This window comes from Paractinoplanes durhamensis, assembly GCF_016862175.1.
Lineage (GTDB): Bacteria > Actinomycetota > Actinomycetes > Mycobacteriales > Micromonosporaceae > Actinoplanes > Actinoplanes durhamensis.
In genome coordinates, this window is sequence record NZ_BOML01000077.1 from 24535 (window position 1) to 37183 (window position 12649).

At 72.9% G+C, this 12649-nt stretch carries 10 protein-coding genes and 1 pseudogene; 9 read left to right on the forward strand and 2 right to left on the reverse strand.

Annotated elements, in window-relative coordinates; genetic code table 11:
• Positions 1-35: 35 nt before the first annotated feature.
• Complete coding sequence (locus Adu01nite_RS43145) at positions 36-1226, forward strand: esterase-like activity of phytase family protein (protein WP_203735183.1); 1191 nt, start codon at positions 36-38, stop codon at positions 1224-1226.
• On the opposite strand, the gene Adu01nite_RS43150 is transcribed toward Adu01nite_RS43145, so the two are convergent.
• A complete protein-coding gene (locus Adu01nite_RS43150; RefSeq protein ID WP_203735184.1) occupies positions 1202-2716 on the reverse strand; it encodes a diguanylate cyclase domain-containing protein in 1515 nt (504 codons plus the stop codon). The two genes, Adu01nite_RS43145 and Adu01nite_RS43150, sit on opposite strands and share 25 nt — an antisense overlap.
• Before the next feature lie 69 nt (positions 2717-2785).
• Between Adu01nite_RS43150 and Adu01nite_RS43155 the strand changes: the two genes are divergently transcribed.
• Positions 2786-3169 carry a RidA family protein gene (locus tag Adu01nite_RS43155; RefSeq protein WP_203735185.1) on the forward strand — a complete coding sequence of 128 codons (384 nt, stop codon included), beginning with the start codon at positions 2786-2788 and terminating at the stop codon, positions 3167-3169.
• Here the strand turns inward: Adu01nite_RS43155 and Adu01nite_RS43160 are convergent.
• Complete coding sequence (locus Adu01nite_RS43160; RefSeq protein WP_203735186.1) at positions 3166-4173, reverse strand: Lrp/AsnC family transcriptional regulator; 1008 nt, start codon at positions 4171-4173, stop codon at positions 3166-3168. The genes Adu01nite_RS43155 and Adu01nite_RS43160 overlap by 4 nt on opposite strands.
• Before the next feature lie 123 nt (positions 4174-4296).
• Between Adu01nite_RS43160 and Adu01nite_RS43165 the strand changes: the two genes are divergently transcribed.
• The 7 genes and pseudogenes from Adu01nite_RS43165 to Adu01nite_RS48685 form a co-directional block, all read left to right on the forward strand.
• Complete coding sequence (locus tag Adu01nite_RS43165) at positions 4297-5004, forward strand: hypothetical protein (RefSeq protein WP_203735187.1); 708 nt, start codon at positions 4297-4299, stop codon at positions 5002-5004.
• A gap of 83 nt (positions 5005-5087) precedes the next feature.
• Complete coding sequence (gene aspS, locus Adu01nite_RS43170) at positions 5088-6890, forward strand: aspartate--tRNA ligase (protein ID WP_203735188.1); 1803 nt, start codon at positions 5088-5090, stop codon at positions 6888-6890.
• The gene (locus Adu01nite_RS43175) at positions 6891-7703 is read left to right on the forward strand and encodes an SDR family oxidoreductase (RefSeq protein WP_203735189.1); all 813 of its coding nucleotides are present in this window, start codon (positions 6891-6893) and stop codon (positions 7701-7703) included. It begins immediately after the preceding gene.
• A 7-nt stretch (positions 7704-7710) separates the two neighbouring features.
• A complete protein-coding gene (locus tag Adu01nite_RS43180; RefSeq protein WP_203735190.1) occupies positions 7711-8388 on the forward strand; it encodes a hypothetical protein in 678 nt (225 codons plus the stop codon).
• 76 nt (positions 8389-8464) lie between these two features.
• Positions 8465-8683, forward strand: a complete 219-nt coding sequence (locus Adu01nite_RS43185; protein WP_203735191.1) for a hypothetical protein — start codon at positions 8465-8467, stop codon at positions 8681-8683.
• A gap of 76 nt (positions 8684-8759) precedes the next feature.
• Complete coding sequence (locus Adu01nite_RS43190) at positions 8760-10361, forward strand: replication-associated recombination protein A (RefSeq protein WP_203735192.1); 1602 nt, start codon at positions 8760-8762, stop codon at positions 10359-10361.
• Positions 10358-12649: pseudogene (locus Adu01nite_RS48685) on the forward strand (hypothetical protein); the annotation flags it as partial. The gene Adu01nite_RS43190 and the pseudogene Adu01nite_RS48685, both read left to right, overlap by 4 nt.

Below are 12649 nucleotides of genomic sequence, written 5' to 3' on the forward strand. Positions count from 1 at the left end.
TGTCCGGTTCACCGGCCGTTCCTACGTTGACCGGTATGAAGAAGATCTATGCGGTCGCGGGCGCGGCCGTGCTCACCCTTGCCCTCGGCGGCACGGCCGAGGCCGGCACCGCCGCGGCCGGCGGCCACGGCCGGGTCACCACCCCCACCCTGACCGGCTGGGCGTCCCTGCCGGCCGGCACGTTCGTGCTGGGCAGCGAGCCGTCCGGCGCCAAGATCACCGGAAACACCAACGGCTACTCGGTGCCGTTCGCCGACCAGCCGATCCAGGGCTTCTCCGGCATCGTGAAGAACCGGGACGGCTCGTTCGACGTCCTCTCCGACAACGGCTACGGCAACCAGGCCAACTCGGCCGACTTCCTGCTGCGCATCCAGCGCCTCACCCCGGCGTTCGCCACCAACACGGTCGACGTGGTCGGCGGCATCACCCTGAGCGACCCCGACGGCCGCGTCGGCTGGCCGCTGACCCGCCCGGACCGCGTCCTGACCGGCGCCGACTTCGATGTGGAGTCGATCGTCCGGGCGGCCGACGGCACCTACTGGATCGGCGACGAGTTCGGCCCGTACCTGCTGCACTTCGACCGGGCCGGCAAGCTGCTGGCCGCGCCGATCCCGCTGGACGGCGTGATCGCCCCGGAGACCGCGGCCCGCACCGGCGTCCCGGCCACCACCAACAGCAGCAAGGGCTTCGAGGGCCTGGCCGCGACGCCGGACGGCCGGCACCTCTACGGCCTGCTGGAGGGCACGGTCAACGGGGACGTGGCCGGTCAGCTGCGGCTGAACGAGTTCGACCTGCGCACCCAGCAGTACACCGGCAAGCGCGCGATCTACCAGCTGGAGAGCCCGGCCAACGCGATCGGCGACGCGATCGCCGTCGACGACAACCGCTTCCTGGTGATCGAGCGGGACGGCGGCCAGGGCGCCACCGCCCTGTTCAAGCGGATCTACCTGGCCGACAAGCGCGACCGGAACCGCGACGGCGTGCTGGACAAGACCCTGCTGGTCGACCTGATGAACATCGCCAACCCGCGCCGGCTGGGCGGCTTCGGGGAGACGTTCACCTTCCCGTTCCAGACCATCGAGGACGTGGTGATCCTCGGCGACAGCAGGATCGCCGTGCTGAACGACAACAATTTCCCGTTCTCCACCGGCCGCTCGGCCACCGCCGCCGACAACAACGAGTGGATCACCATCGAGCTGCCTCAGCCGCTGCTGGCGACCAGGTAGCGGTTCTTGCCGGCCGCCTTCGCGGCGTACATCGCGGCGTCGGCGTCGCGGATCAGGTCGTCCACGGTGAGGCCGGGGCGGTGGACCGCGACGCCGATGCTGGCCGAGACCGACGCGGAGACGCCGGCGACGTCGATCGGCCGCTGGACGTCGGTGATGATGCGCTCGGCGGCAGCCCGGGCCTCGGCCAGGCCGGCCAGCGATTCCAGGACGGCGGCGAACTCGTCGCCGCCGAACCGGGCCACCGTGTCCTCGCTGCGCAGGCCGGCCCGCAGGCGCTCGGCGACGGTGCGCAGCACCAGGTCACCGGCCTGGTGTCCGCGGGCGTCGTTGATCTGCTTGAAGCCGTCCAGGTCGATGAACAGGACGGCGACCGTGTCGTCGCCGTCCGCGCGGCCGTCGACGGCGTGCGTCAGCCGCTCGTAGAACAGCTGCCGGTTGGCCAGCCCGGTCAGCTGGTCGTGGAAGGCCATGTGGTGCAGCTGCGCCCGGTCCCGGCGCAACTCGGCGGTGGCCTGCTCCACCTGCCGGAAGGCCCGGTTCCGGCTGCCGGCCAGGACCCCGATGAGGACGGCGAGCATGAGTGTCAGCGCCATCCCGGCGGCCGCGGTGAGCTCGCTCATCCCACGGCCGGAGGAGCGCAGCAGGGCGGTGGTCGGCCAGATGGTGACCGACCAGGGGCGTTGCCCGACGACGATGTCGCGTTCGCGGGTCAGGGCGGTGTCGGTGACCCGGTGGCCGGGGTGCGCGGTGGCGATCACCTTGTCGGCTCCGGCCGGGTCGACCAGGCTGACCTGCACGGCGCTCTGCCCGCGGTCGAGCAGGGTCTGGGAGAGGAAATCCTGGCCGCGCACGCCCATCACGAGCCAGCCGGTGAAGAGGTCCTGGTCGCCGGAGCGGACCGGCACCGCGAGGGCCACCGAGTTCTGCCGCAGCTGCGGTGCGAGGTGCCGATCGCGCAGCAGCTGGTAGGTGTTGCTGATGGCGAGCTGGTCGCTGCGCACGGCGAGGTCCATCGCCATGTTCGGCTGCGGGCTGGTCACCAGGTCGAGGCCGAGCACGGAGCCGCCGGAGTCGAAAGCCCGGTCGAACACGACGTAGCGGTGCCGCTCGTGGCCGGGCGCGGGGGTCAGCGTCAGGTCGGTGGAGCCCTGCGCACGCCAGTACCGCTGGAGCTCGCCGGTCTGGGCGGTGCTGGACGGCACCACGAACGTGATGCCGCTGGAGCCGGGCAGCCGGGCCGGGCCGAGCCCGCTGCTGGCCCGGATGAAGTCGGCCCGGCGCAGGTCGGACTGGGCGCCGACGGCCGCGGCCAGGTCGTTCATGGCCTCGCCGTAGCGGCTGACCCGGTCACCGATCGCCACCGTCACCTCGTCGGTGTAGCGGTCCATGATCTGGGCGAGGTGCCGGTTCTCGGCGCGCCGTTCCGCGCCGTAGATGACGGCGGAGACCACCGAGCCGGCGAGCAGCACCCCGATCACGAGGGCCACGCCACTCCAGCGTCTGGCCTGCACACCTACCTCTTCGGCAGCCGCGCCTGATCAATTAGCGTCCCAGGTGTGACGGAGCGACGCGTGATTCTCAGTGGTTCGGCGTTCGAGGAACAGATCGGCTACGCCCGGGCGGTGGTCGACGGGGACGACGTGCACGTCTCCGGGACGACCGGCTTCGACTACCGGGCGATGACCATCGCCGAGGACGTCGTCGAGCAGGCCGAGCAGACCATTCGCAACATCGAGGCGGCCCTGGCCGAGGCCGGCTGCACCCTCGCCGACGTGGTCCGGGTCCGCTACCTGCTGCCCGAGCGGGACGACTTCGAGCCCTGCTGGCCGGTCCTGCGCCGCGCCTTCGGCGCGATCCGGCCCGCCGCGACGATGATGGTCTGCGGTCTGGCGGACGCCCGGATGAAGATCGAAATTGAGGTGTACGCCCGGCGGCACTAAGACGGCTCGCGGATCAGGCCGTTCTCCACCAGCGAGTGCGAGTGCTTGAGCCGGACCATCTGCGGGACGATCTCGACCCGCTGGATGCTGTCGATCTCCGCCACCTTGGTGGTCAGGTATTGATACAGCGCCTCGGCGTCGGTGGCCAGCGCCGACGCCATCAGGTTGGCGCTGCCGGTGACCGCCCCGACGAAGGCCAGCTGCGGATGGTCGGCCAGCCGGGCGCCGGTCGACGCGAGATGGGCCGGCGCCACCGTGAACCACAGGTTGGCCACCGCGTGCATGCCCACCGCCATCGTGGCCACATCGACGTGGAAGTAGATGGCCCCGGCCGCGGCCAGCTCGTTCACCCGGTGGGCCGCCTGCCGCTGGCTCCAGCCGGTGGCCGCCGCGACCGCCGCCCAGCTCGACCGGCCGTCCCGGCTGAGCGCGTCCATCAGCGGTCGGTCGGCCGGCTCGAACCGGGTCGCCCCGGTCGGGTTCGGGGCCTGCGCGGGCGCGCCCTCCAGCAGGAACTCGCGGTGCTCCGGGGTCAGGTCGTGGTCGGGGGCGACCCAGTCGGCCTCGCCGCGGCCGGCGAAGCGGTGCAGCATCTGGTGCGCGCTGAAGGCCAGCACGCTGGACGCCCGCGGCAGGTGGTGCAGCAGGCCGGACTGCGGATCGTCGACCTCGGCCTGGCAGGTGACCTCGGCACCGCCGGCCCCGATGCTCACCCACGACGTGTCACCCCGCTGGGCGAGGGCGTTGGCGAGGGCCATGGCGGTGCCGGGGCGGCAGCCGATGCGCAGCGTCCAGTAGGTGGCGCCGGTGCGGTGGGTCGCCTCCGGCCGGGCGACGATCCGGACGAATCTTTCGGTGCGCATCCGCTGGAAACGGCGGGCGACCGTCTGCTCGGAGACACCCAGCACGATGGCGATGCGGGCGAACGGCGCACGCGGGGCGATCTGCAGGGTGTGGAGGATTCGCTTGTCCAGAGCGTCGAGCATGCTGGATTCGGCCGCCATCAGGCCATTCTAGGGCGGCATCACCCGGGACGGTGGGTCGCTGAGGCGGGGGATGGGATCGAATGATCTGTACCTCTAGCGTCAGGAACCCGGACCAAAAGCCCCGAAACCGGAGCCGCCCCTATGTCCGTGTTCCGCGCCTCCAACAACGTCAACAAGGTTCCGGGCCCGACTCCGGGACCGCGAGAGCCGTACCCCATCAATCGGCAGCGGGAGGAACCCGGGCCGGACGGCCCCACCGAGCCGATCGAGAACCGCGCCGCCCGGCGCCGTGACCGGCTCGCCTGGCTCGGCATGCTGATCGCCGTCTTCGCCCTGATCACCTCGTCGGTGGCGGCGCTGGCGTCGTGGCAGGCGATGAAGGTGGCCCGGATGGTCGCCATGGCCAAGGCGCCGGTCAGCCACGCCGAGCAGGAGAGCCGGACCACCGGCTTCGCCGTCACCTACGCCCAGGAACCGCTGCGGGTGCAGGTCGGCTGCGCCGCGGTGCTCTTCGTCGACCTGGACGAGCCGCGCTCCAACGCCGACGAGAAGGTGAGTGACCTGCGCTACGACAGCCGGTGCGGCACCGACACGCCGCGCCTGACGCTCGGACCGGGCGCCGCCGCCGGCGCTCAGGTCAAGGATGCCGACCTGGACGCGGCCGGCTGCGAGCGGGCCATCCGCAACAGCCCGATCGGCCCGGGCGGGAGCGTCGAGGTGCGCAAGGGCGCCGTGCTGTGTGTGCTGACCGCCGGCAATCCGGCCTCGATGGCCCTGGTGGAGGTGACCGACGTGGGGCGGACCGGCACCGCCGACATGCGGGCCACCTCCTGGAAAGTCGCGGGCTGACGGCGGTCGTGCGGTGCGCTCCTGACAGAATGTCGGGAGCGCACTGCGTTGTATTGAAAGCATCGGTGAGGAGTCGAGTTCCCGTGATCCGTACCCATAACGCCGGCAGCCTGCGTGCGAGCGACTCCGGCACGACGGTGACGCTCGCCGGGTGGGTGGCCCGCCGGCGTGACCACGGCGGGGTCATCTTCGTCGATCTCCGCGACGCCTCGGGTGTCGTGCAGGTGGTCTTCCGCGAGGAGGACGCGCACGCCCTCCGCAACGAGTACTGCGTGAAGGTCGTCGGCCAGGTCAACGCGCGGCCCGAGGGCAACGAGAACCCGGAGCTGGCCACCGGCGCCGTCGAGGTGGTCGCCAGCGAGCTGATCGTGCTGTCCGAGGCGGCCCCGCTGCCGCTGCCGGTCGACGACGCGACCACCGCGTCCGACGACCTGCGCCTGAAATACCGCTACCTCGACCTGCGCCGCTCCGGCCCGGCGTCCGCGCTGCGCCTGCGCAGCCGGGCCAACCAGATCGCCCGCGAGGTGCTGCACGCCCGCGACTTCAACGAGATCGAGACCCCGACGCTGACCCGGTCGACCCCGGAGGGCGCCCGCGACTTCCTGGTCCCGGTCCGCCTGCAGCCCGGCACCTGGTATGCGTTGCCCCAGTCGCCGCAGCTGTTCAAGCAGCTGCTGATGGTGGCCGGCATGGAGCGGTATTACCAGATCGCCCGCTGCTACCGGGACGAGGATTTCCGCGCCGACCGGCAGCCGGAGTTCACCCAGCTCGACATCGAGATGTCGTTCGTGACCCAGGACGACATCATCGAGCTCGGCGAGGAGATCGTCTCGAAGCTGTGGCGCGAGCTCGCCGACTACCAGGTGCAGCTCCCGATCCCGCGGATCACCTGGACCGACGCGATGAACCGCTACGGTTCCGACAAACCCGATCTCCGCTACGGCGTCGAGCTGGTCGAGCTGACTTCCTACCTGCAGGGTACGGAATTCCGCGTGTTCGCCGGTGCCATCGCGGCCGGGGGCTACGTCGGCGCGGTGGTGATGCCCGGCGGTGCGTCGCAGACCCGCAAGGAGCTGGACGGCTGGCAGGACTGGGCCAAGGCCCGGGGCGCCCGCGGCCTGGCCTACGTGGTGCTGGACGCCGAGACCGGCGAGCCGCGCGGCCCGGTCGCGAAGAACCTGTCCGAGGAGCACCTGTCCGGGTTGGCCGACACGGTCGGTGCGAAGCCGGGCGACGCGATCTTCTTCGCCGCCGCCAACGAGCGGCGCGAGGCGCAGGAACTGCTCGGCGCCGCGCGCATCGAGATCGCCAAGCGTTCGAAGCTGATCGACGAGTCGGCCTGGGCGTTCTGCTGGGTCGTCGACGCTCCGATGTTCGAGAAGACCGACGACGGCGGCTGGACCGCGGTCCACCACCCCTTCACCTCGCCGAACGACGAGTGGCTCGACCGCTTCGAGGAGGCGCCCGACCAGGCCCTCGCGTACGCGTACGACATCGTGGTGAACGGCAACGAGATCGGTGGCGGCAGCGTCCGTATCCACCGGGCCGACGTGCAGAGCCGGGTCTTCGACCTGCTCGGCATCACCCCGGAGGAGGCGCAGGACAAGTTCGGCTTCCTGCTCGAGGCGTTCAAGTACGGTCCGCCGCCGCACGCCGGCATCGCCCTCGGCTGGGACCGGACCTGCATGCTGCTGTCCGGCAACGAGTCGATCCGCGAGGTCATCGCGTTCCCGAAGACCCGTGGCGGTTACGACCCGCTGACCACCGCGCCCACCCCGATCACCGCGCAGCAGCGGCTCGAGGCGGGCATCGACGCCAAGCCGAAGCCGGCCGCCGGCACGCCCGGCACCGACGGCCAGGCCGCGCCGGTCGAGCGGTCCAACTGATTGAAGATCCTCGTCGTCGGGGCCGGCGGCTACCTCGGCCGCCGGGTGATCCGGCGGGCGGTGGCCGACGGCCACGACGTGGTCGGCACGGCCACCACCGCGGCCTCCGGCCATCGGATTCTGGACGTCCGGTCGCGGTCGGCGGTGCGAGAGCTGCTTGCGGAGGTACGCCCGGACGCCGTGCTCAACCTCGCGGCCCGGATGGACAGCTGGGCGGTGACCGCGGACGGCGCGGCCCACGTGGCCGCGGCGGCGGACGGTGCCCGCCTCGTGCACGTCTCGTCGGACGTCGTGCACGGCGGCCGGACCGACCCGTACACCGAAAATGATCCGCCGAATCCCCTCGGTCTCTACGGCTCGGCGAAAGCCGCGGCGGAGACCGCGGTGGCCGCAGTGGCCCCGGCCGCCGCGATCGTCCGCACCTCGCTGATCATCGGCAGCGACGACAGTCAGCACATCCGGCTGGTGCACGACCTGATCGCCGGGAAGCGGGGCGGCATCCTGTTCGAGGACGAGATCCGGTGCCCGGTGCACGTCCACGACCTGGCGTCGGCGCTGGTCGAGCTGGCCGGAAACGATTACCCGGGCGTGCTCAATGTGGCCGGGCCCGAGGCGATCTCCCGCGCCGAGCTGGGCCGGCTCGTGGCCAGGCGGGACGGGCTCGACCCGGCCACCGTGCCGACCGGGCTGACCGCCGAGGCGAACCTCGGGCCGCGCGCCTCCGACGTGAAGCTCGACATCTCCCGGGCGTACGCAATCTTGACAGCGACTCGCCTGCGCCCGGCCTCGGAGAGTGTCCGTCCCGGTGGATGATGTCCGCGTGGCGGACGAAGTCGAAGTCAGGCCGGCCTGGCGCCGGATCACCGAGGCCGAGCACCGCTGGCCCGCGGCGATCGCCTGGATCGCACTGATCACCCTGCAGTGGCTCCTGCCGGACCGGCTCACGTTCGGCCCGCGCTGGCTGGTCCCGACGGCCGAGATCCTGGTCGCGGTGGTGCTGATCGCCGCCAACCCGGTGCGGATGAAGCGCGACACCCCGCAGCTGCGGATGCTCGCGCTCGGCCTGATCACCCTGGCCAGCCTGGGCAACGGCTGGTCGGTGGCGATGCTGATCCGGGACATCGTCAGCGGCCACGACGTCGGCTCGGCCGGGCAGCTGCTGGCCACCGGCGGCGCCATCTACCTGATGAACGTGCTCTGCTTCGCGGTCTGGTTCTGGGAGCTCGACCGGGGCGGCCCGGTGGCCCGGCTGCAGGGCATCGACCCGTACCCGGATTTTCTCTTCCCGGTGATGACCTCGCCGGAGCTGGCGCCGAAGGACTGGGCACCGCAGTTCGTCGACTACCTGTACGTGTCCTTCACCAACGCGACCGCGTTCAGCCCGACCGACACGCTGCCGATGTCCCGCGGCGCCAAGTTCGGGATGGCGATCGAGTCGGCCATCGCCCTCGTCACCGCGGCGCTGGTCATCGCGAAAGCGGTGAATGCGATCGCGTGATCCACGGTGGAGTTTGCGGCTCCGGGGGAGTGGGGTACCTGCAGTTCAGAAGGCTCTCACCCCCCGGAGGAATCTGATGCTCGCTATCGCCGCCGCGATCGTTTTCGGTATCTGGCTGCTGCTCGACCTGTTCGACACCAACCTCGGCGCCCCCGACCTGTTCAACTTCTCCACGATGGCGTCGCTCGGTCTCCTTCTTCTCTCCCTCTACCTGGCCGGCGTCGGCAGCGGCCCGCGCAACGGCAGCGGCGGCAGCGGCCGCCGGTTCTACGGCCGTCGTCCGGGCCGGGGCTGATCTCCACTCGCGCAGGCTGGCTCGCTCGCACGGTGCATTTCGGGCATCGCGCGGCGGGCCGGTACTGTCGTTGCCGATGGAACTGGACGGGCTCTTCCCCCTGGGTCAGCCGAGTGGCGTGCAGGTCGCCGCGTCGGCTTTCGACAGGGTGTCCGCGGATTCGCCGCTGCCGGTGCGGATGCGCCCGGCGAGCATCGACGAACTCGTCGGCCAGGAGCACCTGCTCGCTCCCGGCAGCCCGTTGCGGCAGCTCGTGACGGCGGCGAGCCCGATGTCGGTGATCCTGTGGGGTCCGCCCGGCACCGGCAAGACCACCATCGCGCACCTCGTCGCGGGCGCCACCGACCGCAAGTTCGTGGCGCTGTCCGCGCTGACCGCCGGCGTCAAGGACGTCCGCGCCGTCATCGACACGGCCCGTCGCGCCCGCCGCTCCGGGGGCCCGCCGACGGTCCTGTTCATCGATGAGGTGCACCGCTTCTCCAAGACCCAACAGGACTCGTTGCTGGCCGCGGTCGAGGACCGGACGGTCACGCTGCTGGCCGCCACCACGGAAAATCCGTATTTTTCGGTTATTTCGCCATTGCTGTCGCGCTGCGTCCTGCTCACCCTTCAGGCCCTCGACGAGGACGACGTCCGGCGCCTGCTCCGCCGCGCCGTCGCCGACGAGCGCGGCCTGGGCGGCCGGGTCACCCTCACGTCCGAAGCCGAAGATCATTTGGTACGCCTGGCGTCCGGTGACGTCCGTAAGGCGCTGACCGCGCTCGAAGCGGCGGCCGGCTCGGCCGAGGCCCAGGGCGCCACCGAGATCGACCTCGCCACCGCCGAGAAGGCGGTCGACGTCGCGGCCGTGCGCTACGACCGGGACGGCGACGCGCACTACGACATCACCAGCGCGTTCATCAAGAGCATGCGCGGCAGCGACCCCGACGCGGCGCTGCACTGGCTGGCCCGGATGTTCGTGGCCGGCGAGGACCCGCGGTTCATCGCCCGCCGGATCGTCATCTTCGCGAGCGAGGACGTCGGCATGGCCGACCCGCAGGCCCTGGTCGTGGCCACCGCCGCCGCCCAGGCCGTGCAGCTCATCGGCCTGCCCGAGTGCCAGCTCAACCTGGCCCAGGCGGTCGTGCACCTGGCCACCGCGCCCAAGTCCAACAGCGTCACCACCGCCATCGGCGCCGCCCTCGCCGACGTCCGGGCCGGCCGCGGCGGTGCCGTCCCGACCGGCCTGCGCGACGCCCACTATCCGGGCGCACGTGGCCTAGGTCACGGTCGCGGCTACAAATATCCGCACGACGACCCGCGTGGGGTAGTGACGCAGCAGTACATTCCGGACGACCTGGTCGGCTCCGACTACTACCGCCCGACCGAACACGGCGCCGAACGCGCAGTAAGTGAGCGTGTTCCGCGATTGCGCCGCATCGTGCGCGGGCTCGCCGCGCCACCCCGCCCCGTCCCGGCGGTCAGCGTCCCCGTGAACGCTTCGCCGGGCAGTCCCGACCGCGCGGCGGGTGGTGGATCTGGCGCGGATGCGTCACGCTCTTCGGCGAACACCGAGTCGCCATCGGTGGACGACGGGACAGTCTCGGCCGCCGAGGCCGGGGCACGGGCAGTCTCGGCCGCCGAGGCCGGGGCACGGGCAGACGACAGCGGCGGCGCCGCCGGAGAGGAACAGCCGTGAAACGGCCCGACGACGAGGCCGACCTGCGCAACGAGACCGGTGCCCGAAAAGGCCGCCGGTTCGGGCGAGGCCGTCCGGAGCCGACGGAGCCCGAGGTCGTCCCGCAGGAGGAGACCGGCTGGCTCGACGATCTGCGCTCGGCCAAGCAGGACCGCTCCGCGATCGGCCCCGGCACCCTCGCCGGCGAGACCCGTCCCAGCAAGTCCGGCCGGATGGCGCCCGGCCCCGACGACGTGCCCGAGGACGACGGCCTGCCGTTCGGCGGCCTGCCCGGCCCGGCCGCCCCGGTCAGCGGCGCCGGCCCGGCACCCCGCCAGCCCGGCGGCACCTCCGGCGCCCGTCCCGCGCCCGCCCCTTCTCCCGGTCGGCCCGCCCCCGGCCCCGGCGTTGCCGGTCGGCCTGCTCCTGGCGTTGCCGGTCGGCCCGTTCCCGGTCCGCAGTCCGGTGCTCCGGGCCGGACTCCCGGGGTCGCTCCCGGGCCCGGACAACAGACCGGCGCCATGCCGGGTCGGCCGCCCGCCGGCCCTGCGTCCGGTCGTCTCGCTCCCGGGCAACCCCCGGGTGCCGCTCCTGGCCGTGTCCCGCCCGGCCGGCCCGCTCCCGGGCAGGCCCCGGGTGCCGCTTCCGGCCGTATCCCGCCCGGGCCGGTGAGCCCGGACGGTGGGCGGCCCGCCCCGGCGTGGCCGGACGGCGGCGGCCCGGATCCGGCGGCCGGTCCGTCCTGGCAGTCGGGCACCGGAGCGCATCCCGCGACCGGGCCGTCGTGGCAGGCCGGTAGTGGGGCACACCCCGCGACCGGGCCGTCCTGGCAGTCGGGTACCGGAGCGCATTCCGCGACCGGGCCGTCGTGGCAGGCCGGCAGCGGCGCCTACGAAGCTCCCGGCCGGCACGGCGCGGCCGACGATCGATACGTCGACCCGAGCACGTCCGGGCCCGTCGTTCCGCTTTCCGGTAATGCGCCCGACGTGCCGATGTCGCGGCCGGTCTCGCCGGCCTCGCGACCGGTGTCACCGGCCTCCCGGCCCGTCTCGTCGGCCGGCCCGCGCGATCGCTTCCGCACCGACGGCCCGCCGCCCGGCGGCGCCCCCGGTGCGGCCGGTCGCGGTCCCGCCGCGCCGACCTCGGGCTCGCCCGCAGGTGGGCGCTTCGGCGGTGCTCCCGATGTTCCCGGTCGTGGTCCTGCTGCGCCGACTTCGGGTTCGCCCGCAGGTGGGCGCTTCGGTGGTCCGGTCGAGCCGACTTCGGGTTCGGCTGCAGGTGGGCGCTTCGGTGGCGGCCCCGGTGGGGGCGGTCGTGGTCCGGCCGCGCCGACTTCGGGCTCGTCCGCCGGACCTCCGGCGGGCGGGCGCTTCGGCGCCGACGCGGCCTTCACCAGCGGTGGGCCCGGTTATCCGGGCGAGAGCACCGGACGGCACGGCACCCCCGACGACGGACGGGGCGCCGGGCGACACGGACAGCAGGATTTTTCGGCGGCCGGGCCCGGCGGTGGCCCCCGCGGTTCCGGCGGGCCACAGGACTTCCCTGGTAGCGCACCGCGTAGCCGGGACGGGCAACCGGATTTCCCCGCGGGCGGGCCGACCGGCCACCCCCGCAGCTTCGACGAGGACCAGGACTACCGGGGCGGCAGCCCCCGAGCTCGCGACGGCCAGCCCGACTTCCCGGGCCGCGGTCGTGACGGCCAGCCCGACTTCGCGGGCAGTGGCCGCGACGTCCAGCCTGACTTCCCGGGCCGCGGCCGTGACGGCCAGCCCGACTTCGCGGGCAGTGGTCCGCGCGGTCGTGACGGTCAGCCGGACTTCCCGGGTGGCGGTCCGCGTGGCCGCGACGGTCAGCCGGGCGTTCCCGGTGACGGGCCGGGTGGCCCGCGTGGCCGCGAGATTTCGCAGGACTTCCCGGACGGCGGCGGCCCGGGCAACGGCTCGCGTGGCCGTGGCGGCCGAGCTGCTCCCGCGCCGGGCAACCCCGGCGAGCCGGGTCAGCGCACCGGCCCGGCCGGTGGCCGTCCCGGTGCTCCCGGTGCTCCCGGAGTCGCTCCGAGCGGGCCCGGTGCTCCCGGAACCGGTCCGGGCACGCCCGGACAGCCCGCCCGGGCCGCGGCTCGGGTCATGCCACCCGTGGTGCCCGGCAAGCAGGGCGCTCGCGCGCCGGCCGTGCCCGGTCGCGCCGGTGCCATGGCCGAGCTCACCGGCAACAACGCCGGACGCCAGCCCGGAGACCTGTCCGGCCCCGTCCCGCGTGGCGGGCCGCGGCAGCCGGGTGACGCCTCCGCGCCGATCCCGCGCGGTGGA

Excerpts from the sequence above, each read along its gene's own strand:
- Adu01nite_RS43145 (WP_203735183.1), top strand. The coding sequence starts at position 36 with ATGAAGAAGATCTATGCGGTCGCGGGCGCGGCCGTGCTCACCCTTGCC.
- Adu01nite_RS43160 (WP_203735186.1), bottom strand. The coding sequence starts at position 4,173 with ATGGCGGCCGAATCCAGCATGCTCGACGCTCTGGACAAGCGAATCCTC.
- Adu01nite_RS43165 (WP_203735187.1), top strand. The coding sequence starts at position 4,297 with ATGTCCGTGTTCCGCGCCTCCAACAACGTCAACAAGGTTCCGGGCCCG.
- Adu01nite_RS43185 (WP_203735191.1), top strand. The coding sequence starts at position 8,465 with ATGCTCGCTATCGCCGCCGCGATCGTTTTCGGTATCTGGCTGCTGCTC.
- Adu01nite_RS43190 (WP_203735192.1), top strand. The coding sequence starts at position 8,760 with ATGGAACTGGACGGGCTCTTCCCCCTGGGTCAGCCGAGTGGCGTGCAG.